This window comes from Flavobacterium sp. N502536 (assembly GCF_025947345.1).
Lineage (GTDB): Bacteria > Bacteroidota > Bacteroidia > Flavobacteriales > Flavobacteriaceae > Flavobacterium.
The window spans coordinates 206,261-231,726 of the sequence record NZ_CP110011.1 but is presented as its reverse complement, the minus strand read 5'-3'; the positions used below and the strand labels follow the sequence as shown (position 1 = coordinate 231,726).

Annotated in this window: 18 protein-coding genes and 3 pseudogenes; 4 read left to right on the top strand and 17 right to left on the bottom strand. The window is 37.7% G+C overall.

The features are described from left to right. Positions 1 to 208: 208 nt before the first annotated feature. From OLM61_RS00975 to OLM61_RS00960, 5 genes and pseudogenes are all read right to left on the bottom strand, one after another. Complete coding sequence (locus OLM61_RS00975; protein ID WP_264524672.1) at positions 209 to 409, bottom strand: hypothetical protein; 201 nt, start codon at positions 407 to 409, stop codon at positions 209 to 211. A gap of 32 nt (positions 410 to 441) precedes the next feature. Continuing rightward, positions 442 to 861: a hypothetical protein gene (locus OLM61_RS00970; protein ID WP_264524671.1), complete on the bottom strand. Its 420-nt coding sequence runs from the start codon at positions 859 to 861 to the stop codon at positions 442 to 444. A gap of 36 nt (positions 862 to 897) precedes the next feature. Further along, on the bottom strand, positions 898 to 1,236 hold the full coding sequence (locus OLM61_RS20880) for a response regulator transcription factor (RefSeq protein ID WP_319800538.1): 339 nt from the start codon (positions 1,234 to 1,236) through the stop codon (positions 898 to 900). Between the two features lie 52 nt (positions 1,237 to 1,288). Then, positions 1,289 to 1,558 carry a response regulator transcription factor gene (locus OLM61_RS20875; RefSeq protein WP_319800537.1) on the bottom strand — a complete coding sequence of 90 codons (270 nt, stop codon included), beginning with the start codon at positions 1,556 to 1,558 and terminating at the stop codon, positions 1,289 to 1,291. 167 nt (positions 1,559 to 1,725) lie between these two features. Continuing rightward, a pseudogene (locus tag OLM61_RS00960) lies at positions 1,726 to 2,141 on the bottom strand (DUF4293 domain-containing protein). Positions 2,142 to 2,323: 182 nt separating this feature from the next. On the opposite strand from OLM61_RS00960, the pseudogene rho reads away from it, so the two are divergent. From rho to OLM61_RS00945, 3 genes and pseudogenes are all read left to right on the top strand, one after another. Beyond that, positions 2,324 to 4,221: pseudogene (gene rho, locus OLM61_RS00955) on the top strand (transcription termination factor Rho). Between the two features lie 262 nt (positions 4,222 to 4,483). Next, complete coding sequence (locus OLM61_RS00950) at positions 4,484 to 5,068, top strand: TetR/AcrR family transcriptional regulator (protein WP_264524670.1); 585 nt, start codon at positions 4,484 to 4,486, stop codon at positions 5,066 to 5,068. A gap of 54 nt (positions 5,069 to 5,122) precedes the next feature. Beyond that, the gene (locus OLM61_RS00945; protein WP_264524669.1) at positions 5,123 to 5,455 is read left to right on the top strand and encodes an acyl-CoA thioesterase; all 333 of its coding nucleotides are present in this window, start codon (positions 5,123 to 5,125) and stop codon (positions 5,453 to 5,455) included. Between the two features lie 326 nt (positions 5,456 to 5,781). Here OLM61_RS00945 and OLM61_RS00940 read toward each other — a convergent pair whose 3' ends face one another. The 7 genes and pseudogenes from OLM61_RS00940 to OLM61_RS00905 form a co-directional block, all read right to left on the bottom strand. Then, complete coding sequence (locus OLM61_RS00940) at positions 5,782 to 6,804, bottom strand: M28 family peptidase (protein WP_264524668.1); 1,023 nt, start codon at positions 6,802 to 6,804, stop codon at positions 5,782 to 5,784. A gap of 7 nt (positions 6,805 to 6,811) precedes the next feature. Continuing rightward, a pseudogene (locus OLM61_RS00935) lies at positions 6,812 to 7,787 on the bottom strand (DUF3667 domain-containing protein). A gap of 151 nt (positions 7,788 to 7,938) precedes the next feature. Continuing rightward, the gene (locus OLM61_RS00925) at positions 7,939 to 8,712 is read right to left on the bottom strand and encodes a dienelactone hydrolase family protein (protein WP_264524666.1); all 774 of its coding nucleotides are present in this window, start codon (positions 8,710 to 8,712) and stop codon (positions 7,939 to 7,941) included. Positions 8,713 to 8,814: 102 nt separating this feature from the next. Then, positions 8,815 to 11,007 (bottom strand): penicillin acylase family protein, encoded by a 2,193-nt coding sequence (locus OLM61_RS00920; protein WP_264524665.1) that lies wholly within the window; start codon positions 11,005 to 11,007, stop codon positions 8,815 to 8,817. Positions 11,008 to 11,009: 2 nt separating this feature from the next. Continuing rightward, on the bottom strand, positions 11,010 to 11,870 hold the full coding sequence (locus OLM61_RS00915; protein ID WP_264524664.1) for a cyanophycinase: 861 nt from the start codon (positions 11,868 to 11,870) through the stop codon (positions 11,010 to 11,012). Between the two features lie 3 nt (positions 11,871 to 11,873). Next, the gene (locus OLM61_RS00910) at positions 11,874 to 13,388 is read right to left on the bottom strand and encodes a M20/M25/M40 family metallo-hydrolase (protein ID WP_264524663.1); all 1,515 of its coding nucleotides are present in this window, start codon (positions 13,386 to 13,388) and stop codon (positions 11,874 to 11,876) included. 21 nt (positions 13,389 to 13,409) lie between these two features. Then, on the bottom strand, positions 13,410 to 13,862 hold the full coding sequence (locus tag OLM61_RS00905) for an Lrp/AsnC family transcriptional regulator (protein ID WP_264524662.1): 453 nt from the start codon (positions 13,860 to 13,862) through the stop codon (positions 13,410 to 13,412). A 252-nt stretch (positions 13,863 to 14,114) separates the two neighbouring features. Between OLM61_RS00905 and rocD the strand changes: the two genes are divergently transcribed. Next, complete coding sequence (gene rocD / locus OLM61_RS00900) at positions 14,115 to 15,368, top strand: ornithine--oxo-acid transaminase (protein ID WP_264524661.1); 1,254 nt, start codon at positions 14,115 to 14,117, stop codon at positions 15,366 to 15,368. Positions 15,369 to 15,432: 64 nt separating this feature from the next. Here the strand turns inward: rocD and OLM61_RS00895 are convergent, their stop codons facing one another. The 5 genes from OLM61_RS00895 to OLM61_RS00875 all read right to left on the bottom strand — a co-directional run bounded on the left by OLM61_RS00895 (position 15,433) and on the right by OLM61_RS00875 (position 25,387). Beyond that, a complete protein-coding gene (locus OLM61_RS00895; protein ID WP_264524660.1) occupies positions 15,433 to 16,830 on the bottom strand; it encodes a RagB/SusD family nutrient uptake outer membrane protein in 1,398 nt (465 codons plus the stop codon). Positions 16,831 to 16,840: 10 nt separating this feature from the next. After that, a complete protein-coding gene (locus tag OLM61_RS00890; RefSeq protein ID WP_264524659.1) occupies positions 16,841 to 19,849 on the bottom strand; it encodes a SusC/RagA family TonB-linked outer membrane protein in 3,009 nt (1,002 codons plus the stop codon). A 376-nt stretch (positions 19,850 to 20,225) separates the two neighbouring features. Further along, the gene (locus tag OLM61_RS00885; protein ID WP_264524658.1) at positions 20,226 to 22,163 is read right to left on the bottom strand and encodes a family 2A encapsulin nanocompartment cargo protein cysteine desulfurase; all 1,938 of its coding nucleotides are present in this window, start codon (positions 22,161 to 22,163) and stop codon (positions 20,226 to 20,228) included. Further along, positions 22,147 to 23,067, bottom strand: a complete 921-nt coding sequence (locus tag OLM61_RS00880; RefSeq protein ID WP_264524657.1) for a family 2A encapsulin nanocompartment shell protein — start codon at positions 23,065 to 23,067, stop codon at positions 22,147 to 22,149. Before OLM61_RS00880 ends, OLM61_RS00885 begins: the two co-directional genes overlap by 17 nt. Positions 23,068 to 23,731: 664 nt before the next feature. After that, positions 23,732 to 25,387, bottom strand: a complete 1,656-nt coding sequence (locus OLM61_RS00875; protein WP_264524656.1) for an arylsulfatase — start codon at positions 25,385 to 25,387, stop codon at positions 23,732 to 23,734. Positions 25,388 to 25,466: the final 79 nt, after the last annotated feature.

The window sequence follows — 25,466 nt, the reverse complement described above, 5'->3', positions numbered from 1 at the left end:
TTTTGAGGTAATCGAGATAGTTCCTTTGTATTTCTTGATTCGGGCTCTGATTCGGTTGAGACCAAAACCTTCGACATGGTTTAGTTTTTCGGTTTCAAAACCTTTTCCGTTGTCCTGAATTACAATGAGAAATTGGTTGTTTTTTTCGGATAAGGAAATTTAGCTTTTTGCGCGTCACTGTGTTTGATGATGTTGTTGAATAGCTCTGTCACAATAAATAAAGCTTCATTTCAAATTTTTCGGTGTATCTTTTTTTAGTCGGAATGGCACTTGAAAATTCAAAATGAATATGCGAATTGGAGTTTCTTTCACATAAATCTTCCAGGGCATAAATTAAACCAAAGCGAACCAAAAGGGTAGGAACCAGATCGTGTGAAGCATCCCGTAAAAGATCATGTGCTTCCTGCAAAATAGCTTTTGCTTTCTTAATCTCGTCAGATTCTATATTATTTTGTGTTGTAAAAGTTTTAAGTGAAGTCCGACAGAAGAAACCAAAGAGTTGATGTTGTCGTGTAAAAACGATGCGATTTTTTTTCGTTCTACTTCCTGGCTGTCAATAGCGGCATTAATTACATTTAGCAATATCTTTTGCTTGATCTCTTTTCGTTTTATTTTTTGCTTCAGTTTATTGTTCTGATAGAAAAAATAGAACAGGAAGAACAACAGGATTACCAGTACAATCGACAGGCTGATGATTTGTTTGTTTCGCATGTTTTCTGAAGGAGAAGTGCCATTTTCTTGCGAATTTTTGGCAACTGCTATAGTCGTTTTTTCAGAAGTCGTCTTCTGCTGAGAAGCTGCAAGGCTGCTATTTAAAGAAATTAAAAGACTGAAAAATAGAAGAATTCTAAAAAGAGACATGGCGATTTGAATTGTTTAGGTGTGTTGGTATAGGCATCAGGAATTGATCAGATTGTTTTTCAGGGCATATTTTACAAGGCCAATGGTACTTTTTATCTGTAGTTTTTTCATGATATTTTTTCGGTGTGTTTCTACGGTATTTGTGCTGATGAATAGCTGTTCGCTGATTTCTTTTCCACTGTATTCTAAGGCAATTAAAGTGATGATTTCAACTTCACGCGCGCTTAGAATAGGGTTTTCGACCTGAATGTTTTTGTTGAGTTTTGGATTGTTATGAGAGAAGATATTAAAGATTTTTCTCTTACCGAATCGCAAAAATATTCCTGTCCCTGATAAACGGTTTCTATGGCTTCGATTATATTTTCTCCGGCGCATTTTTTGGTGAGGTAGCCTTTCACGCCTAGTTTCATTACTTCTTTGATGATTTTTAAATCATCGTGCTGGACAAAATAATGATTTTGCATTGAAAATCTTTCTGCAGCAGCTCTTTGACTACTTCTATGCCGTCTTTTTTAGGCATGCTGATGTCCAGGATCAAAATATCAGGATTGTTTTGGAGGATATCATTATAAACAGTGGTGCCGTCCAGTGAATTGCCGACTACTTCAAAATTTTCAACGGTCTGCAGCAGATTGGTCAGGCCATCAATAAGCACCTGATGATCATCTGCAAGGTGTATTCTTATTTTGTGTTTCATAATTAGTTTAGGAGCTGAAATACAAAATTAAGCAAAAATTATCTTACAAGGTTTCTTTTTAAGGTTGTTTTGGCTGTTCTGTTTAAAATGACAGAAAATGTAAGGCACAAAAAAACCCGAATTTTAAATTCGGGTTCTCTTCGCACAAAAAATTTAAGTTTATAGGTTTACCTCAAACGGTCTACAGATTTTACAAGATCTTCATCCTTTTTGATGGCCTTATTAGCTAACACTAATAATACGATAGCAACAATAGGTAGAAACATCCCAATACCTTTCTCTGATACAATGGTAGTAGTATCTCCAGATAAATTTAGAGATCGATATACAAATAATCCCAATAAAATTAAATTTAATATTATGTTCAGTCTGCCCATTACAAACTGATTTTGTCTTTTTTTGTATGAAATGATACTAAGAATAGTAAGCATGGTACTTAAGCTTAAAAGAACAGCGTAAAACTTATCCTGCATAAAGTAAAATGGCTTACCATTATTTAAGGTCCAAAGCGGAATAAAAAAAAGTAATACCCCTGTGATTAAAAGGTAAGAATTAAATATACGGTTTGAATTCGTTGTATCATGGTCTAAAATTGTTTTACAAAAATATATTTCTTTTTATAAAATACTATTGTATGATTAAATTTTATTCGTATTATTGCATCATAATACCGTAAGCACTTCATACTGCGGTCAATCGAAAAAAAATATCTACCTATTCTTTTTACAGTATTTCCGTTAAAATAATTAAATTCATAGAACATTCATGTTTGATATTTCTGCATTAAAAGAAATGAAGCTTTCTGAGCTTCAAGAAATAGCTAAGTTAGCTAAAACTATAAAGTTTAATGGTGTTAAAAAAGAGACTTTAATCAGTCAGATTTTAGCACATCAAGAAGCGACTGTAGCGCCGCCGGCAAATCCTGTGGCAGAAGCGGAAATAGTTGATGATAAACCGAAAAGAGCAAGAATTGTTCCGGCCAAAAAAACACCAATCAGCAAGAATGCACCAGTTCTGGAATTTGATAAAGTAGAGGAAACTCCTGAAAAAGCCGCAGCACCGGTTGCAGCAAATAAAACCCGGCGATCAAAGCAAATCCTAAAACCAATCCTAAGATAAAAGGAAATGCAGCGGCGAAAGAAACAGCAGAAGTTAAAATTGCCGAAGCAGCTCCGGAGGTTCAGGAAAACAACGAAAATACCGAGAATACTGAAAACACGGAGAATCAAACAGTAGAGAAAAAAGGACCGAAGATCGTAAAATTTAATAAATCAGCTTACGAGAAAAAGGTCGCTTTGCAAAAAGAAAAAGAAGCAACAAAAGAAGCAATTCCGGAAAACGAAACGGTAGCAGAAGTTCCGACAGCTGAAAAAGCAGAAGCACCGGTTCAAAAAAAAGGTCAATCCGAACCAGAATAAAAATCAAAATCAGAATCCCAACCAAAACCCAAATCAGAATCCAAATTCTAACCAGAACGGGAATGGAAATAACGGGAATCAAAATCCAAACCATAAAAATAAAAAAGTAATTTCAGAGATTCAGACTTTGAGTTTGACGGAATTATCGAAAGCGAAGGTGTTCTTGAAATGATGCCGGACGGTTATGGTTTTTTACGTTCATCCGATTATAATTATTTAGCCTCTCCGATGATATTTATTTATCAACGTCACAAATCAGATTGTTTGGTCTAAAAACGGAGATACTGTAAAAGGAGTGGTTCGTCCTCCAAAAGAAGGGGAGAAATTTTTCCCTCTTGTTCGTGTACTTAAAATTAATGGTCACGATCCGCAAGTTGTTCGCGACAGAGTTTCTTTTGAACATCTTACCCCGGTTTTCCCTTCTGAAAAATTCAAATTAGCCGAAAAGGCAGTTCAGTTTCAACCCGTATTATCGATTTGTTTTCTCCAATTGGAAAAGGACAGCGTGGTATGATTGTCGCTCAGCCTAAAACGGGAAAGACAATGTTACTAAAAGACATTGCCAACGCAATCGCAGCCAACCATCCCGAAGTATACCTTATTGTTCTTTTGATCGATGAGCGTCCTGAGGAGGTAACTGATATGCAGCGCAGTGTAAGAGGAGAAGTTATTGCTTCTACTTTTGACAGAGAACCGCAGGAACACGTGAAAATTGCCAATATCGTACTTGAAAAAGCAAAACGATTGGTAGAATGCGGACACGATGTGGTTATTTTACTCGATTCTATTACGCGTTTGGCAAGAGCTTATAATACAGTTCAGCCTGCTTCAGGTAAAGTTTTAAGTGGAGGTGTTGATGCTAATGCATTGCAAAAACCAAAACGTTTCTTTGGAGCGGCAAGAAATGTAGAAAACGGAGGTTCGTTAAGTATTATCGCAACAGCATTGACAGAAACAGGTTCTAAAATGGATGAGGTGATCTTTGAAGAATTTAAAGGTACCGGTAACATGGAGCTTCAATTGGATCGTAAGATTGCCAACAAACGTATCTTCCCGGCTATCGATCTTACTTCGTCAAGTACACGTCGTGATGATTTATTACTGGACGAGAAAACATTACAAAGAATGTGGATCATGCGCAAATACCTGTCTGATATGAATCCGGTAGAATCTATGGATTTCGTAAACGACCGTTTCAAGAAAACCAGAAACAATGAAGAGTTTTTGATTTCTATGAATGACTAGGAGGAAGGTGCTGAGATATTGAGGTGCTGAGGTTCTAAGATACTAAGATTAAAATACAAAGGTCACTATAAGATATAAGGTCCTGAGTTTTAAAGTGAAATGCACTTTGGAACTCAGGACCTTATTTTTTTTAATATCACAGCTACTCAATCACTTGACTTTTGGGCAACTTAGAATTTCTAAGAAAAATAATTCAATCCCGTTACATACCGATCGGTATTTTGATTATATTTGTTTTGAAAATTTCTATTTCAAACGGAAAATGATGAATACTTCTGAATTTATATTGGATAAAGTAGCCCCGATTTTTAACAAGCAGGGATACATTGGTACCAGTCTGACGGACATAACCAATGCAACCGGCCTTACGAAAGGAGCTATTTATTGCAATTTTACGAATAAAGAAGATTTGGCGTTGCAGTCGTTTCGGTTCAATGTCGATTTGGCGATTACACCCTTATTCAAACTTGTAGCTGCTAAGAGTGGAAGTCTTGATAAACTCTATGCTATTACCCATTATCAGAGAAGTTATTATGATTTGGTCAAAGATAGAGGCGGATGTCCTATGCTGCGGGTAGGAGTTGATACCAAATTTATCAATCCATTATTGTTTCAGACCGCTCAGAATTTATCCCAAAAATTTATTACCGGACTGACGAATATTATCACTGAAGGTATTGATAAAGAAGAGATACTACCAACTACGGATGCTCTGAAATACGCAAAAATAATATTGTCCTTAATTGAAGGCAGCTCGCTTTTGGCCTTTACACATAATGACGAGAGTTACATCATTAGTGCAATGGACTTTATAGACAGTACAATAATTGATAAAATTAGAAAATAGTTTTTTTTTAACCTGTCAAATACCGATTGGTATCTGATGCAATAGATTCAAAGAATGGAAAAAGTATTAAAAACAAAAAAGAAAATCAGATTTCAGGATTGTGATCCTTTTAATCATTTAAACAACGCAAAATATCTGGAGTATTTTATTAATACCAGGGAAGATCAGATTGCGGAGCATTACAATTTGGATATCTTTAAATATCTTAGGGAAACAGGAATTAGCTGGGTGGTAGCATCCAATCAGATCAGTTATATGCGACCTGCTTCTACAATGGAAACAGTACTGATTGAGTCACAATTGATTCAGTACAGCGATAATTTTCTGCTGGTTGAAATGAAAATGTGGAATGAAAATGAAACCGAATTAAAGCAATTTTATGGATAAAGTTCTTTCATTATAATATTCAGAGCACAAAACGTGCCTCTCATTCTGATGATTTGATGCAACTATTTGAATCGGTTGTTGTGCCAGTCGAAGAATCTATTTTTGAAAACAGATGTTTAGAAATTGTACAGAAATTAAAATCAGGAGTACCCGCTTAAATAAGAAATCATTGCGATTATTTATTTAAATGTTACTCTATGATGCAATCGTAATCTCTAAGTAATAGAAAAAAATAAGAGGCTGTCTTTTTTTGACAGCCTCCTATTTTATAAAATAAACCGATAACTTAGTTTCTCAGAACCTTAGTATCTCAGTGCCTTAGTAGCTTATTTAATCGGTTTATCGACTACCGGTCTGTTCTCTCTATTGGCTAAATCCCAGGCGATGGCGAAGGCTAATTTTGTTCTTTTAGTCAAAGCATCGTATTCGATTTTTTGAGGTTCGTCGCCTTTTCCGTGGTAGTCTTCGTGCACGCCGTTAAAGAAGAAAACAGCTGGAATTCCATATTTTGCAAAATTATAATGATCAGAACGCTCATAAAAATGATTTGGATCTTTCGGGTCATTAAATTTAAAATCCAAGTCAATTTTGGTGTATTTCTCGTTTTGAGCCACCACGATATTGTGTAAGTCAGTTGAAAGTCTGTCTGCTCCAATTACGTAAACATAATTGTTTGTTTGTGCGTGTTCAACATCACGACGCCCAATCATATCGATGTTAATGTCGGTAATCGTATTGGCAATTGGGAATAACGGATTTTCAGAATAATAACGCGAACCATGTAAACCGTGTTCTTCACCGGTTACATGCAAAAACAGGATGGAACGTTTTGGTCCGTGCCCGTCTTTTTTTGCTTTTGCAAATGCTTTTGCCATCTCGATAACAGCAACTGTTCCGGAACCATCATCATCGGCACCATTATAGATTTCGCCTTTTTTGATTCCAACGTGATCGTAATGCGCTGAAATTACCAAAACTTCATCAGGTTTTTCAGAACCTTCAATATAAGCCCAGATATTCTCTGAATCCGGTAAATTTTCATTGCGTCTGGCATTTAAAAAAGCGGCAGGAATGTGTTGGTAATAATCAGTCGCTCTTTTAGGAAACGAAATTCCACTTTTTTTGTATTGTTCGATCATGTAAAGACCTGCTTTCTTTTGTCCTTTCGATCCGGTTTCACGACCTTCCATTTCATCTGAAGCGACAACATAAAGCATCGTTTTCAGATCTTTTTCAGAAATAAATTCGATGTATTTAGACGGATCTGAATTGTCTTTTGAGGCAACTGACTGCGTGTTTTTACAGGAAAATGCAGTGCCTATTAGCAATAATAGTATGATTTTTTTCATGTTGTGTTTAGTGTAAATTGATAAAGGTATAGAAAACGTAGAAAACTAATAAGAATGTGATGATCATAAAATTGATGGTCAACAGTACAATGCTTTTAAAAAAGGAAATCCATCTTGTTTCTCCGTAAAAACGGTGGTGTGCCGGGAAAAAATAGTAGAACATCCAGAGACCTCCAAAGAAATCGGTTACGCTTGAGATAAAAGATATTGGACTGTCTTCTCCAAATAATCCAACCAATCTTCGGATGACAAATAAGATGAAGATTACCAGTAGTAAAAAAGAAAAATAATGCAAGGTGAAGATACCATGGTCAAAATAATACCATCTTTTTTTGCCGTGAAAGATCCATAGAATGAAAGCAAATAGAGGCATTATAATAAACAGAACTTTTGGAATGTTGTGTACAAATGACTCTGTGAATTTGTTAATGATCTCTTTTTTGGTATTGTGCTCTTTTACGTATTTCGCTTTTTGAACTAACCAGTAACTAAAAGAATCCAGCTTTTTGTCCTCGGGGGCATATTTTTGAACGGAATCGACTTCTCGGGTGAATTTATCAAAACCGTCTCCGGGTTTTAAATCGTTAAGATCTCCTGTGAAAACGTTTTTTGGAGCTTCTTTTTTGTTGCTTACTTCCAGATTAAAATCAGCTGCGGCATCCTCGGAATGACCCGGAAATAAAGCGATCATTAAAAAAGTAACAAAACTGATAAAAATGTATAAACGAACAGGAGCTAAATAAGATAAACGTTTTCCGAAAGATATTCTTTAGTTAAAGCAGAAGGTTTAAACAAAAGGTTTTTGATTGTTCGCCAAAAAGCATTTTCGTAGTGTGTCAGATCTTCAAAAAGTGAACGAACAAATGATGAAATGTTTTTCGGGAATCGGTGTTTTCCTGTCCACAATTGGGACAAAATTTTTGTTCAACAACATGCCTGCAGTTTAAGCAGGTTTTGTCTTTTCTAATCGGACTGTGTGACATTGATTATAAATTACTTTGGTTTAATTTTGGTTTGTTTTTAATCTGCAAATGTTGCAGATTTAAATGAGTTTACGTTGGTTTTTTTAGGCGAATTTCACGAGTTAACGCGAATTAATTGTATTGCAATCAATGTAAATTGGTGTGCTGTTATTTATTTTTTTAGTACTTCGTTCAGGAAAAGCTGTAAGTGTTCAAAAGATCTTTTTGCAGCAACAGCATTATAGGCTGCGCCTTTTGAGTTGTCATTTCCTGCTTCCGGATTTGTGAAAGAGTGTACGGCATTGGCGTAATAAATCATTTGCCAGTCGGCTTTTGCATCGCGCATTTCCTGTTGAAAAGCAGTGATTTCTTCTTTTGATTCATAAGGATCGTCAGCTCCATGACAAATCAGTACTTTAGAGGTGATTGGTTCAATCTTGCGGGCAGCGTCTCTGGCTAAACTTCCGTGAAACGAAACTACTCCTTTTAATTTCAAATGGCCACGTGCAGCTTCAAGAACTCCGGTTCCTCCAAAACAATAGCCAATAGCCACAATATTGTCAGCATTGGCTCCGGATTTGATTAATTCCTGTAAGGCAGCATTGATGCGTTTTTGATAGATCTCGTAATTGCTTTTGTAGTAGCCGGACTGTTTTCCTGCTTCGGCAGTATTGGCAGGATAGTTTCCTTCGCCATAGATATCGGCTATGAAAACATGGTAACCTAATTTTGATAAGTTTTCTGCAATATCTTTAGACGCTTTGTCAATTCCAAGCCAGGCCGGAATAAGTAAAATACCCGGATTTTGAGTGCTTTTTTTAAGAGATTTTACAAATAGTCCGTTTAAAGCCTGAGAACCATCTTTATATTTTACAGCTTTTAATTGCGCATTTATACCGTTAGAAAACAGTAGGGTAGCAAAAAGGAGAAGGGCCGAATTTTTCATAAGGGTACAATTTTTAACAAATATCAGAAATATTATGTTACAAAAAAACCTCGGGATCTATTTCTTCCGAGGTTTTTGTCTGTTGTTTTCTTACCATGAAAATCATTGACCGGGATGATAGGTTTTCTCCGCATTTTTGATCACATCTTCTTTGTAAAATAAGACTTCTTTGAAACTTCCTTTTTGATACATTTCGCTCTGATCGTTGAAGTGTCGGGAGTTCGGGTCGCCGCTGTTACCTCCTGCCAATAGGGATTTTGCTTTTATTTTTGGACCAAATTCTACAGCACAAACAAAACTGTTGCCATTGTAACCATATCGTTTTTTAGAGCCTTTTTGATAGCTGCTTTTAAAGGAAGGTAAACTTCCCCATGAACCCGGACCAAAAGCGATAGGCAAACTTGGCAGCGCATCGTCATACTTTAAATCGATGTCGCCGTTGGAACGCTGAAAGCGGTTCATTTCTCCCCAGGCAATTTTCCAGGTTCCCCATTTTGAGGTCAGTTCTTTTAAAACTGCCTGTAATTGCGGAAGCATCTGATCGGCGGTTGCGTTTTTTGCAAATTTTTTGGTGTTTTCTACCTGATCCGGTTCTCCTTCATCGATATAGGCTTTGAGTATAATAGGGTCTAGTTTATACGCCCATTCCACCGCTAATGTGGTTGCTACCGAATTTTCCTGAGCATAATAATCCCAGTTTTTTAAGAGTGAAATGGCTTCTTTTAATTCCGCATATTCAGGATTTGTTGGGTTGCTGTTTTTTTCGAAAACGCTAATCAAAGACGGAATTAAAATTTCGAAAATCGACAGTTTGGTATCGTATCCGTCTGCAATTACTTTGTCTAAAGTATATTGATTGCCTTTGCTGAAAATTCGAACTGCGTTTACGCCTCTGAAATTTTCTCCGTCAGGTGCCATATAAGGCAAATAGTTTTCTCTTTTCGGACTGTTTTCTCCGGCAACGGAGTAAGGAGTCGAATTGCAGTTTTGCAACCAGCCATTTACCGGATTATACAAATGAACAGTTTCGTTTACCTCGTGCAGGCCTTTCCATTGTGTTGCTAAAATTGATCCGTCTACTACTTTAGACCAATTGAAATTTTTGTCTCTGACCGGAATAAAATTCCCGTGCCAATACGCAATGTTTCCCTTGTTATCTGCATAAACAGTATTGTTGGAGGTGTTGGCTTTCAAATCCATTGCTTTTTTGTAATCTTCAAAACTGGTAGATTTGGTTCTGACCCAACTCTGAATTAAACTGGTCATCGAACGATTATGTGACTTCAAACTGATCCATTTTCCATCGCGTTTTGCCATAATCGGACCGTTGTTGGTAAAGTAGGTTTTGAACTTTTTAGGAATCAGTTTTCCGTTTTCGGTATAATGTATCGTTATTTCTTTTTCAATAACCGGGATTAATTTTTTATCGAATTCATAAAACAATTTGCCCTTTTTATCGATAATTTTTTCGGCATACATGTCGGCGACATCTACATTGGATGAGGTGTGCATCCATCCACAATGTTCATTAAAGCCTTGATAGACAAAAAACTGTCCCCAGGTCACCGCTCCGTAAACGTTTAGTCCCTCTTCGCTAGTTACCTGTACTTCAGGTCTGAAATAAAAGGTAGTATGCGGATTGATGTATAAAATAGCGTTACCGTCAGCTGTTTTTGAGGGTGCAAAAGCAAAACCGTTAGAACCTGTCTGAACGTTTTTTTCTCTTTCCACGTAGGCTACTTTATCGGAATTGCCGGAGTAAAAAGCTTTTAATTCTGCTGTGGTAAGATCGGCTGTACTTATGGCTCCAATACTTCCGTCCGTCCAAAGCAGTGGGAACCAGGGCTCAAAATGGGTTAGGAGTGCCGGTTTTACTTCGGGATGTTTGTACAAATAAAAGTTGATGGCATCGGCATAACTGTTCAGTAGTTTTTTAAGCCATAAAGGTGCTTTTTTGTAATCGGCTTTTGCTTCTTCGGAGTCTATTAAAAGTCTAATTTCTAAATCATTGTATAAAACAGATTGTCCTTTTATTTCCGAAAGCCTGCCCAGCTTTTCAATATAATTCATCTCAATCCGTTTAAAATCATCTTCACATTGCACATAGAGTAATCCGAAAACCGCATTGGCATCCGTCTTTCCGTAAACATGCGGAATGCCCCAGTTGTCCCTGATAATGGTCACCTGACGGGCTAGATTTTCAAGACGGGCTACTTCTTTAGGATTAATTTTTTGTGCGGAAAGCTGAAAACTGACACAGCAAATTACAAAGGCTAATTTTAGAGTTTTAAACATGCTTATTTGATATTAAATTTTTGTCCGGCTGTATAAATGCTCATTTGCAGATTTTCGATCGAAATGAGATTGTTATTTTTGGATTTGAGGATTCCTTTTGGTTTTTTAACTACAATTACTTCGCTTTCACCTGCAACTTCAATCTGATTGTTCCGAACAATGATAGCGGTACTTTCGTCAATTCCAATTCCGGTCAGGGCAGGAAATTCAACTAGTGCCGATAGCAATCGGTTGTAGCGGTTTCTTTTTAAAAAATGTTGGTCGATGATGGCGGTTTGAAGTAATCCTAAGCCTTCGGCGGTTTCGAGATTATCGTAGCGGATGTTGTCAAAGGTTCCGGAATATTCTTTTTGTAGTTTCTGATTTCCCGTGATCATTGTCTCTGACATTACTGCTGCACCGGCACTTGTTCCCGAAATGGTACTTCCATTTTCATAGGCTTTTTGAATGGCCGTTTTAACCGGACTGTTTTGAACGACATTCATAAAACGGGTCTGATCTCCGCCGCTTATAAAAATCAGTTTTGCTTTTTGTAATGAATCTGCCAGCCTTTTATTCTGAGCCATTTCTTTGTTGAAATTGAGCATCACAATGGGATGGGGTGTTAGTTTTACCATCTGTGATTTGAAGAAAATAAACGAGCTGTCCGGTTCTTCGCTCGACATGGGTAAAACCACGATATAATCCTTTTGGGATAAATCGGCCACACTCAAAACCTGCTTCATTAAGGCATCAGAGCGATCACCGCCGCCAATGATAAATAGTCTCCCTTTAGGAGTTTGTGCCTGAACAAAACCGGTAGCTAAAAAAAGCAGGGATGTAAATATCCTAAGAGTCAGTTTAAAAATTAGCTGATTTTTCATGGTTTATTTTGGTTTAGTTTTGCTGGTTTCAATGAATTTTAAAAGAGAATGGTTTACAATAAACAAAACATCCTGAATTTTATCTAAATCTACTTTTGAAGCAACATCTCCGGGGGTGTGGTAATCTTCGTGAAAGCCGCTGAAAAAAGTCAAAACAGGAATTCCTTTTGCGGTAAATGAGGCATAATCACTGCCGGAATGTCCGTTGGTTTCCCATAAATCTAACGTAAACGGATTTTGAAGTTTAGCGTTGCTTTCGCTAACGATTTTCTTTAAATACTCTGTTTCTTTTTCGGTTCCAATACTCAAAAATCGATGTTTTTTATCTTCGGGTGCACTTCTCGAAATCATATCCATATTAATGCAGAGAAGGATTTTTTGATCTTTCAAATTCAAATTCTGAACAAAATATTCACTTCCTAAAAGTCCCATTTCTTCGGCAGTCCAGGCTGCAAAAAGAATGTTGTATTCCGGTTTTAGGTTTGATTCTGACCATTTTTTTGCCAACGCCAGCATCCCTGAAGTCCCTGAGGCATTGTCATCTGCACCATTAAAAATCGAATCATTTTTAATTCCTAAATGATCATAATGTGCACCCACAATAATGGTTTTGCTGCTGTCTTTTCCGGGGATCATTCCTAATACATTACGGACGGCAAAGGTTTTGGATTGCAGATAGACAGAGAAATTAATTTTTGTTTTTTTTAGTGGAGCGGAAGCAACAGTTAGTTTTTGCGCTGCTTTTTTCTCAATACCTTCTAAGGATATAGAGTTGCGCGTAAATAAAATATCGGCAGCTGATTTACTTATTTTAAAAACTGGAATCGAGCTAATAGTTGGGTTTTCCAGAGAATGAAAAATGACATCTTCTTTTTTGTTTTTAAATTTAATATCGTTTTTTCCATCAACAAAGATTAATGCTATTGCGCCTTTATCGATCGCGGTCTGAAGCTTGATTTCATTCAGATTGTCTGTGTCGGGATAGTTTTTTTTTAATTTTTGATAAGATGCAGAGGTGCTGTCCTGATGCCCTGGAAATCCTCGGAGAACGATAACAATTTTATCTTTTACATTTTGATTTTTGTAGTCGTCATACTTTTCCTGTGGCAGGCTCAGTCCATAACCCGCAAAAACGACTTGCGCTTCTTTTTGAATGGATTGCGCAATGGGAGTGACCTGAAAATCAGTTTCAGGAGAAAGTGAAAAGATTTCGTTAGCTCCTTTTTTTACTTCAAGTGTGACTTTTTTTACCGTGTGCTCTGCAATTTTAAAATTCTGATAATAGCCAGATACAGTATCATATGGAACCAACTGGTATAATCCCATCATGGAGGCGATGTATTCCGAGGCCATAAAAGCGCCCTTTTGAGTGGTGCCGCGGCCCTGCATCCAGTCGGAAGCTAAAAAAGAAAGCGTGGGTGAAAAATCACTTTTTGACGGATTGGAAACAACGGTTTGTGAAAACAGGACTGACTTGGAGCTAAGTAAAGCAAGCAAAAGTAGTTTTCGTAATACCATCGTTTCAAATTTAGAAAATGATTATAAAGAAATATTACGCTTGAAAGCACAACCTAACTCTATAATCGAGTCGGTTTTGGCAATGCCGGGAATCCCGTCGATTTTTTCGTAGAGGATTCGGCGCATGTGTTCGTGATTTTTTGCGATAATTTTGATGTAAAGCGTAAAGGACCCTGTTACGTAATAACATTCGGTGATTTCAGGAATTCCCTTTAATTCTTCAATAATTCGATCAGAGTCAGAATCCTTATTCAGGGTGATTCCCGTAAAAGAAGCCCAGTCATAACCGATGTTTTTCTCTTGGATTATAGGTTTGATGCCAGCAATTACACCTTGCTCGATCATTCGGTTAATACGCTGATGCACCATAGTGTTTGATATTTTCAAATTTGCAGCAATGGCAGAAAAAGCCATTCTTCCGTCTTTTTCTAATTCTTTAATGATGCTAATATCAAATTCGTCTAATATATCCATTCTTTTAAATTGTGTTAAAACTTAACCATCCCCAAACACGGGGTACGATTTTTACATTTATAAAAGTAATTATTTTTTTTAATTATAAGAGTTAAAAAATGCATCATGTAATAAGTGAATTTGATTTTTTTAAAGATAAAAAGTTTTAGTTTTGACTTTTTAAACGATTTTTAAAGTCAAAAAATAGATTTTATTATCAGTAATGAATAATTTTTAATACTTTTGCGTTTTCTATAAATAAAATAAAAGATCATGATTCATACTGAAAATAGCCTATCGTCAAAATCAGAGGTTTTGATTGAAAAAGAAAATAAATACGGAGCTCACAATTATCACCCGCTTCCTGTTGTGTTAGAAAGAGGAGAAGGGGTATATGTTTGGGATGTAGACGGAAAAAAATACTTTGATTTTTTGTCTGCTTATTCTGCTGTGAATCAAGGACACTGCCATCCTAAGATTGTGAAAGCAATGGTGGATCAGGCACAAAAGCTTACGCTGACTTCCCGTGCTTTTTACAATGATAAATTAGGAAATTACGAAGAATTCGTAACCAAATATTTTGGTTTTGATAAAGTTCTTCCAATGAATACAGGTGCTGAAGCAGTTGAAACGGCGCTTAAAGTATGTAGAAAATGGGCTTATGAGGTAAAAGGAATTCCTGAAAACCAGGCTCAGGTTATTGTTTGCGAAAACAATTTTCACGGAAGAACAACGACAATCATTTCATTTTCAAATGATGAGGGAGCACGTAAAAATTTCGGACCTTTTACGGAGGGATTTATAAAAATTGAATATGATAATCTGGATGCTCTTGAAAACGCATTGGAGTCCTCAAAAAATATTGCAGGGTTTTTAGTAGAACCAATTCAGGGAGAAGCCGGAGTATATGTGCCTTCTGAAGGATATTTGGCAAAAGCAAAAGCTTTGTGTGAAAAACATAATGTTTTGTTTATTGCTGATGAGGTTCAAACCGGAATTGCCCGTACCGGAAAATTATTGGCGGTACACCATGAAAATGTGCAGCCTGATATTTTAATTTTGGGTAAAGCAATTTCTGGCGGAGTATATCCTGTATCGGCAGTATTGTGTAATGATGAAATCATGAATGTGATTAAACCGGGACAACACGGATCTACTTTTGGAGGAAATCCTGTTGCGGCTGCGGTTGCAATCGCTGCTCTTGAAGTGGTAAAAGAAGAAAATCTTGCCGAAAATGCAGAACGCCTGGGAATAATTTTAAGAAAAGGCTTAAATGAAATTGCAGAGCGTAACGACTTAATTACACTGGTTCGCGGTAAAGGTTTATTGAATGCAATTGTAATTAATTGTGGTGAAGATTCGGATCTGGCCTGGGAAATTTGCCTTAAATTCAGAGATAACGGATTATTGGCAAAACCAACACATGGAAATAAAATCAGACTGGCACCGCCATTGGTGATGACAGAAACTCAAATTCAGGAATGTCTTGAAATTATCGAGAAATCACTGAACGACTTCAAAAATTAATTTTTTTGATTTTAGTATGTAAAAACATCCCGCCTGGCGGGATGTTTTTTTTTGGACTACTATTTTACTTGATATAACCCGGATTTTGAGTGATTTTTTTGTTGGCATCCATTTCTGAAATCGGAATAGGGAATACCAATTCATTAGCATCATAAAGTAACAATTCAGTGCCATCGCCATCGCTGCTTACATCAATGGAACGTTTGGTTCTACGAATATCGTGAATTAAAAATCCTTCCATGCCTAATTCTAATTGACGTTCCAATAAAATACTATCAAGGGTTACTGTGCTTAAATTTTTAGCATTGGCTCTTGTTCTAACGATATTGATGTCGTCAAGAGGAGTGTTGCCTACTGTTGTTGCGGCCTGTAAATTTCCCTCGGCTCTGATTAGATACATTTCGGCCAGACGAATTACGCCAACATTCGCAAACTGATTGGTGAATTTTAGTGTGAGTATACGGTCGTTCGCTGGATTTACATAATTGAATTTTGCACGATCGTCATTTGGATCTGTAAATTTGTCCAGATAAGGAGATCGGATCGAAATATCACCTCCGCGGCCTCCGTTGTCTTCTGCTGCATAAAAGGTAACGACATCATTCACTCCGGTTTGTTTTGTAATTTGTATGGCAAACACATCTTCGGCCTGATCGGTATCATGATTAAAGGCATCTGCGTATTTTTTTGAAAGAGAGTGACCGCTATTTTTGATCACGTCATCTGCAGCATCTCTTGCCTGAGCATAGTTACCTTGTTGCAGATATACTCTTGCCAATAGTGCTTTTGCCGCGTATTTATCGGCATAAAAACTATTGTCTTTAGGCAGATTGGTATAAGCAATGTTTAATCCGTCAATAATTACTTTGTACACTTCGTCTACCGTACTTCTTTCTTTGGATAAATCGGCATTGAAATCATAAATGGCGTTAGGTCTTATCACCACTCCTAATTGATTGTTAGCCTGACCACTAACATAAGGTTTGGCAAAGAATCGCACCAGATCGAAATAGGCAAGTGATCTTAAAAAATTGGCTTCACCAATCATTCGACTTTGTTTGGCAGGGTCTTTTACTTTGCTGATATTCTCGATAACGGTATTGGCGGCGTTTATAATCTCGTAACTTCTGGAGTAGGTTCCTGTAAGGATTCCATTGTCGGCCTGCATTTGTTTGAGGTATATTTGTCTTAATTCGCTGAAACTCCCTCTAAATCTAAAATCGGTAGTTGCGTTGACACCTGTTACTCCCAATAATTCAGCATAAGCTAAGATTCTTCCCCCATAGGCATTTCCTCTTGCGGCAAGAGCGTATGTTCCGGTTAGTACGTTGGTGATGCCTTCTTCCGTACTTAAAGTTATAGAAGCGTCTTCCCTTTGCTTTGGTTCTACATTTAATTCGTCTTGACAGCTTGTAAAAAAGACGGTAAAAAGTATCAATAGTGCTATAGTATTTGATTTCATTTTGATCGATTTAAAAATTAATATTTACTCCCATAGCGATAGTTTTTGCAGGGGGAGCCGAATAAAATTCTTGTCCAATAATAGGACTCGTTTTTACAGTATTATCTCTTCGCGCTTCAGGATCAGAACCCTTATAGTTGGTGAAAGTCAATAAGTTTACAGCTGTCAGATAGAATCTTAAGCTGCTCATTCCCATGTCGGTTACCGATTTTTTAGGTAATGAATAGCCCAGAGTCAGGTTTCTTAGACGCACAAAATCAGATTTGTCAAGATAACGGCTTGAGTCTTGTGTACCGTTTGCACCTCCAAACCTCGCCTGAGGTACATTTGTAATATCACCCGGTTTTTGCCAGCGGTCTAACTGGTCTAAGGTCTGGTTGTCAAAATAATCAGCTGCCGTAGACTGGTAGATTCCCGCAGTGTTGTAGATACTTGCTCCCCATTCGCCCTGGAAAGTAAAGGTAAAGTCAAAACCTTTGTAGAGGATAGTATTAGTTAGGCCTGACATTAATGTTGGAAATGGATTTCCAAGAATTGTTCTCTGTGCTTCACTATATTTGTTGGTTGTACTTTTATCAATACTGCCGTCGGCATTTTTTTTGTTTTTTACAAAAAGCGCATCTCCGTTTGCCGGATCAACTCCTGCGTATTCAACAAGATAGAAAGATGAAATGTTTTCGCCAACTCTGTTAATGGTGACAGTACCTACTACATCTGTATTGTTATTGGGTAATGATTGTACTTTAGACTGGTTGGTGGTTAAATTGAAGCTTGTTGTCCAGGTAAAATTTTCGGTGGTGATGTTTTTGGTGTTCAAAGTGAATTCAAAACCACTACTTCTAATTTTTCCAATGTTTTTGCTGACGGTCCCATAATCACCGGCACCGGCACTTTTTGGAAGCGGCACATCAAACAGCAATCCGTCGGTATCTTTTTGATAGTAATCGGCTTCAAATGTAATTTTATTTAAAAAGCCCAGTTCTGTACCAAAATCAATTTGAGTCGATTTTTCCCAGGTTAAATTATCATTTCCAGGTTGGTCAAATGTTAATCCTGATTTTAAGTTATACGGATTTGGCATGTACAATTGACGTGAAGCAAAGTTTCCAATTTCGGCATTTCCCAGTTTACCCCAGCTTCCTTTTACTTTTAAATAGGTCAGAACCGGATTTTCTTTTAGAAAACTTTCCTGTGATACGATCCAACCGGCAGATAAGGCCGGGAAAACCCCAAAACGTTCGTTTTTTCCAAAACGGGAAGAACCGTCACGACGAATACTGGCTTTGAAAAGATATTTGCCGTCAAAAGCATAATTCAGCCTTCCGAATTGAGAAACAAAGGTGTAGTCCTGTTGCTTTCCATGACCTTCATTAACTTCGGCTCCACCATCAATAGTCTGAAAACCGTCATTAGGGAAGTAGATGCTGTTTACATCCTGATATCTTCGGTTGTATTTGTTAAGTTCCATACCGGCCACAACATTCAAAACGTGTTTTTCGGCAAATGTTTTGTCGTAAGTAAAGTAGTTGCTGAATACATAATTTTCGGTATTTACGGAAGAAGCAAATACAGCACCGCTTGTCGCCATAAACGGGGAGTTTTTGCCTTGCCAGTAGTCTTCAGTCTGAGATAAATAATCATAAGAGAAATCAGAATTTAATTTCAGACCTTGTACTAATTTTAGTTCGCCATACACTTTTCCGGTAAGTCTGCGCATTACGGTTTTCCAGAAAGCATTGTCTTTTTCCAATAAATAGTTGGCGTATTCTGTGTTTGGATTTGCTTTTCCGTCTGCTAGTCTTGCCGGAGATATAGGAGCCTGAGCTACAGCTTGCATAGGTGTTACAAAGGAGTTGTCATCCTGAACCCTGTCGATGACTGCTCTTGAAAAACCAATATTCATTCCGGCTGTAAAACGATCCGATACCTTATGTGATATGTTGGACCTTCCTGTTATTCTTTCCAGATGATTGCTGTCGATAATACCGGTTGTATTGTTGTAGGCTCCGGAAAAGAAATACCTTGTTTTATCGTTTCCACCAGAAACCGAAAAATCGGCATCGGTTGTAAATCCTGACTGAAAAGCAATAGCCTGCCAGTCGGTATCAATTTCTCCGTTTCTCCAGTCTGTTCCCAGAGACAGTTTTTCCAGTTCTTCGTCTACAGCTGCTAAATCATTAGCATTTTTTCCTGCTTCACGTATTAATTCCACATATTGTTTGGCATTAAGCCATTTTCTTTTGTGAGTAGGTTCACTAACCCCTTGCGAGAAATTAAGGGAGAAAGTTCCTTTGCCTTCTTTTCCCTTTTTGGTGGTGATGATTATAACTCCGTTGGCTCCACGTGCCCCGTAGATAGCTGCCGATGATGCATCTTTTAATACATCAATAGACTCAATTTCGTTCGGACTTAAAGTCAGTAACGGGTTTGTTGGAGCTCCGTTGCTGGATTCGTCGTCTGTAATTAACGGAATTCCGTCTAAAACATATAAGGGCTGTGTACCTGCACTTATACTGGCAGCACCACGAACTCTAATGTTTATTCCTCCTTCGACTTTACCATTTGTCTGCGTAATTTGTACACCGGCAAGTTTACCAACCAACGCGTTTTGCACGTTTGAAACGGGGATTTGCTGGATGTCTTTTGCGGTAACACGAGCAATATTGTCCGTTAGATTCTTTTTGGTCTGTGTTCCATAACCTACAACCATGACAGCTTCAAGTTCGTTTTGAGTTTCGGTGAGCTTAATGTTCATCGAATTTGAAGCAGGAACAAGTACTGTCGTAAAGCTTACATAACTCACAGAAAGGATGTCTCCTTTTTTTGCTGTGATCTTAAAATTCCCGTCAAAATCAGTTTGAGTACTGGTTTTGGTTCCTTTTACGACGATGTTTACTCCCGGAAGCGGGTTTCGTTTTGAATCTGTAACCTTACCCGTAATAGATTCTTCCTGTGCATTGGCTATTTGTACAAATAATGCTAACAATAGCCCCATAAATAGCTTAAAATTGGTTTTCATTTTTTAATATATTTGGATTAGTTCTTTCAAATATCATAATTTATTGTTAAAGGATTGTTCTTAATTAACAATAAAAATCACATAAATAATCATTTTTGTAATATCTGTAACTTTTTAATAAGAATTGATTCTTTTGTTGAAGCAAGGGTTATTTTGTTTAATCATACATTAGTATTGTTTGTTTTTGTTTGAATTAAATGTTTTGTTTTAACAAGTATGCTGTTTTGGTTTGGATGACTATTGGTTTTGCGTGCTTTTTTTAATGCAAAAAAGCGACTGTCCGAAAACAATCGCTTTTGGTTATAATTACTCAAAATATCAAAAAAAGTAATTATTCATTTAGAGAAACTCATCAAGAAAGCTCTCTGTAGTATTTTTAGAACCTGACTTTTTTAAGTTCTCTTATGGTTTTGATAAAGGTATCAACATCCTGAGTGGTATTATAAAAAGCCAGCGAAGGACGTACAGTCGTTTCGACTCCCATTCTTCGCAAAATAGGCTGTGCACAATGATGTCCGGTTCGTACGGCAACGCCCTCGTTATTTAAAGCCTGTCCAACCTGATCGTTGGTGTAGCCTTGCAAATTAAAAGAAAGTACGCTGGCCTTATTCGCGGCTGTACCGATCAGTCGGACACCGGGAATTTCTTTGAGCAATTTTGTCGCATAGTCTAATAACTGATGTTCGTACTGGCCTATGGCATCTATTCCCAGTTTTGTCACATAGTCTATTGCGGCACCAAGACCAATTGCATCGGCAATATTTCCTGTTCCGGCTTCAAAACGATTAGGAGCTTTGTGGTATTTTATTTCCTCAAAAGTGACATCCTGAATCATGTTTCCGCCCGATTGATAAGGATGCATTTCATTCAGTAAATCTTCCTTTCCGTATAAAGCACCAATTCCGGTTGGGCCAAAAAGTTTGTGTCCTGAGAAAACCAACCAGTCGGGATTTAAATCCTGAACATCAACTTTCATATGTGAAACCGATTGTGCACCGTCAATTAAAACTTTTGCTCCGGCGGCATGTGCCATTTCGACTATTTTTTTGGCTGGTGTTACTGTTCCCAGTGCATTCGAAACCTGGGTAAAAGCAACCAGACGCGTTTTTGAATTGAGCAGTTTTGCATATTCATCGAGCAAAATTTGTCCGTCATCGTCAACCGGAATAACGCGGAGTTTTAGTCCTTTTTTATCGGCCAGACGTTTCCACGGAACAATATTCGCGTGATGTTCCAAATGGCTGACAATGATTTCGTCACCGGCAACTAAATTATGATCGCCCCAGCTTTGTGCAACAAGATTAATACCTTCGGTGGCACCACGAACAAATACAATTTCGTTTACCGAGCCGGCATTCAGGAACGTTTTTACTTTTTCGCGGGCAGCTTCATAAGCGTCTGATGCACGGGCCGCTAATTCATGAGCCGCACGGTGAATGTTCGAATTCTCATGCTCGTAGAAGTACGCAATACGATCAATAACTGATTGCGGTTTTTGTGTCGTAGCGGCATTATCAAACCAAACCAGAGGTTTTCCGTTTACGGTTTCCTGTAGAATAGGAAAATCTTTTTTAATTCGATTGGCATCAAAATGGGAACCGGAAATCGCACCGAAATCTTGTTTTTCAAAAGTATTTCCAACAATTAAATTCGAATTTCTCTGATCAAAAGCAAACGGATTTTGTTCTAAAAAGTAATACGAATTGGAGCTCTCATTTCCGTTTAACGGAAGGTTGATACGTTTTGTAAATTGTGTATCCACAAAAGCCAATGCCGCTTTTAATTCGGTTTCAAACGAAGAATTTTGGGTTTGAAAAGGCAGGTACTCATTGTTTAAAAGAAGTTTAGAGAAAAAACTTTCTTCATTTAGCTGAGCGGCTCCGTTATTCCCGAAATTTTCGTCATAAAAACCGGTTTGCGGATTGTTGACATTTACATTATTTCCGTGTGAAATTCCCAATGGAGAAGTTTCGCTTTTAGGATCAAATCCGGCTCCGGCATTTGGATATAAAGCCGAAGCTCCTGAACCATAATTGGCAACGTTTGGCGCTGCTCCAAATCCGCTAACTGCTGGTGAAGCAGTAGGTGAAGCTGGCGCATCCTGCAAGGGCAGGGCTGCCGGGTTGTGGCCACTTAAGTTCCCCGAATTAAGGAAGGTTTCTGCAACTTTTGTGGCACGGGGATGTTCATTACGATCAGGACTTAACGAAATCTCTTTGGGAAATTCGTTAGGTAGCGTATGAAACAATTCGTTAGCCAAAAGCTGTAAATCCTCAATGTTGGGTAAACCGTTGTTGTTAGTATTTATACTCATGGTACTTTCCAATTTCTACATCTTCAAGAACGGCTATGGCATCGTCTACCAATACGGCTAGTGAGCAATATAGGGATACCAGATAGGAGGCAATTGCTTTTTCATTAATTCCCATAAAACGAACGGATAGTCCCGGTGATTGTTCGCCTTGTAATCCCGGCTGAATTAAGCCGATGACTCCCTGACGGCTTTCGCCTGTGCGCAACAAAATGATTTTTGACTTTCCGTCTTTGATAGGCAATTTATCGGATGGAATAAGCGGAATTCCTCTCCATGTTAAAAATTGAGATCCAAACAAAGAAGTAGTAGGAGGCGGTACACCACGGCGTGTACATTCACGGCCAAAAGCAGCAATTGCTAAGGGATGCAATAAAAAGAATCCCGGTTCTTTCCATACTTTGGTCAGTAATTCATCTAAATCATCGGGAGTTGGTGCACCAGTTCTGGTTTTAATAATTTGTGAAGGTGCCACATTGCTTAATAAACCATAATCTTTGTTATTGATTAATTCGCTTTCCTGACGCTCTTTGATGGTTTCGATTGCCAATCTAAGCTGTTCCGAAATTTGATTATAAGGTTTACTGTATAAATCTGAAACCCTTGTATGTACTTCGACAATGGTTTGAACTGCCGCCAGATTATATTCTCTCGGATTGTCGATATAGTCGACAAAAGTGTTGGGTAAAACCCTTTCGTCTCTCGCAGAACAATCTACTTCGATATGGCTTCCGTCTTTTACTTTATTCAAACGAAACACACCTGATTCGACAGGTGTCCAATGCAAAAGATGCGTTAACCAACGTGGTGTTATAGTTCCAATTTGAGGAACTGTACGTGTTGCAATTGCTAACTGTCTTGCTGCAACATCTCCTAATGCTGTTTGTTGTTGTTGTTTTTCAGCCATGGCTTAATGGTTTAATGGTTAATTTATTTTTTGTTGAACTATTTTAAGAACTTACATTCGTAAAAAACAATTTTATTGTACTAGTAAATTTAGCTTAAAAGTAAAAGTCTCCGAAATAAATATGATTTAATTTACAGTAAAATAATATCTAAAATATTGAATTATAGGGTTTATCAACGCAGATTGGACTACTCATCAAGCGAAAGACCTCTTCGCCCGGCTCAGTGATCGATAGCAAAATAAGGTTCAGTTTGTCTTTGGAACTGGATTTTGATTTTAGAACTGAAATGGGTTCCAAATGCAAAGATTGTGGGGAATTAACGACAGAAGCACATATAACAAAAAGTGTTATAGGTATATTTTTTTGGAAGAATGTAACTGAATTGGCTTGCTGTTGTTTTCAAAATGTAGTTCTTTTTAATTTTAATCTCTACTAATTCTATAGACAAAGTTAAATTTAAAATAATAATATCCAAATGTTTTTTATAATTTATTGTTTCAGCTGAAAGAAAAACAGATTAGGGAAGGGGGTTTTAATTGTTAACTTGTTTGTTGTTAGTTGTTTGTGGTTTTTTAAAAAAAAGACAGAAAAAGAAGTACGCGTTGTTTTGTACTTATTTTTCTGTCTTTTAAAGGCTTGATGGAAGGTATAAAGACGATTTAATTATTTTTTTAAGGCAGCACCGCCTGGCATAACTTCCTGTTTTAGTTTGAATTTACTGTATTCTACAACTCCTGTCTGATCGGCCCAATCAAAGTAAGAAGCAGACAGTTTGTTGACGATATCGAGGTTTTGTTGTGCTACATTGGTCGTTTCTCCACGGTCCGTTTCCATATTATAAAGTTCCCATTCGTAGGAAGGGTAAGTCGAAACGAGTTTCCATTTTCCATCACGTACAGCCCTGTTTCCGGCTCTTTCCCAAAATAGGGGCGCTCCTCTGCTGACTTCCGGAGCATTATCAAATAAAACAGGCAGCAGACTTTTCCCAGCTAAGGGGTTAGCTTTTACACCATTGTATTCTTTTGGATATTCAATTCCGGCCAATTCATAAAAAGTAGGAGCCAGATCAATAATGTGTCCGGTTCCTTTATCAATTCGTCCGCTTTTTATTTTGGACGGGAACCAGGCAATAAATGGAGAGCTGAAACCGCCTTCGTGCATGTTGTTTTTGTATTGCTGTAAAGGAGTGTTAGACAAGTAAGCCCAGTTTTGCTCCTGATAATCAAAGGAACCCGAGGTTCCAATTGGACCGTCATTTCGAACCAAACCTCTTCCCAATGGATTGTAGGTATTAAAACCTCCCTGAGCGCCATTGTCGGAAATAAAAATAATGAGGGTGTTTTTGTCTTTCTTTAATGCTTTTAGTTTGTTTAAAACTTTGCCCACATTTTGATCCATATTGTCTACCATAGCAGCGTAGACCTCCATTTTGGCTTTCCAGAATTGTTTTTCATCATAGGTCAGTTTGTTCCATTCCGGAACTTCGGGATCTCTTGACGATACGGTTTGATTGGCGGGTAAAATGCCGTTTGCTTTTAGCTTTTCGATTCTTTTTTCTCTTAGAACATCCCAACCTTCGTCAAATTTACCTTTGTATTTGGCAATGTCTACCGGTTTTGCCTGTAATGGCCAGTGTGGTGCCGTGAAGGCTAGATACAGGAAGAAAGGTTTGTTTTCTTTGTTTTGTTCGTCGAGGAAAGTCACAGCATTGTTTCCGATCTCGTCTGTAAAATAATACGAATCGTCTTTTGGGTGCAGCTCTTCATTGTTTAGAAGCAATTTTACCGGATATGGTGTTTTTCCGAAAGGCAAAGGTTTGGCGTCAAAATAACTGGAAGCTCCTTTTAAGATTCCGTAAAACTTGTCAAAGCCTCTCTGATTGGGCCATTGCGACTGATCTAGTGAGCCTACATGCCATTTTCCCGAAAGCAAAGTGCTGTAACCTCCGGAACGGAAAACTTCGCCCAATGTTAAAGATTCTTTGTTTAAGTACCCCTGATAAGCGGGAAGTCCGAGGTTGATATCAAAAAATCCCATTCCGGCCTTATGCTGGTATTGTCCTGTTAACAAAGAGGCCCTGGTTGGCGCGCAAATGGAGTTGTTGTAAAATTCGCGCAGGCGCAAACCTTCACTCGCCAGTTTGTCCAGATTGGGAGTTTTAATTTCGGAGCCGTAGTTGCCTAAATCAGAATAGCCCATATCATCGACCATAATCAAAATGATGTTTGGTTTTGAAGAATCGGGAGTCGTTTTATTTTGTGCAGAAACTAAAAGTACGGCCGAAAACAGTAGGTTTAGTGTAAGAAGTGTCTTTTTCATTTTAATTCATGTTGTGAGTTGCTGAGGTTGGTTTTGTATTTCGTGGAATCGGGTTGATACATAGGAAGATAGTCTTTAA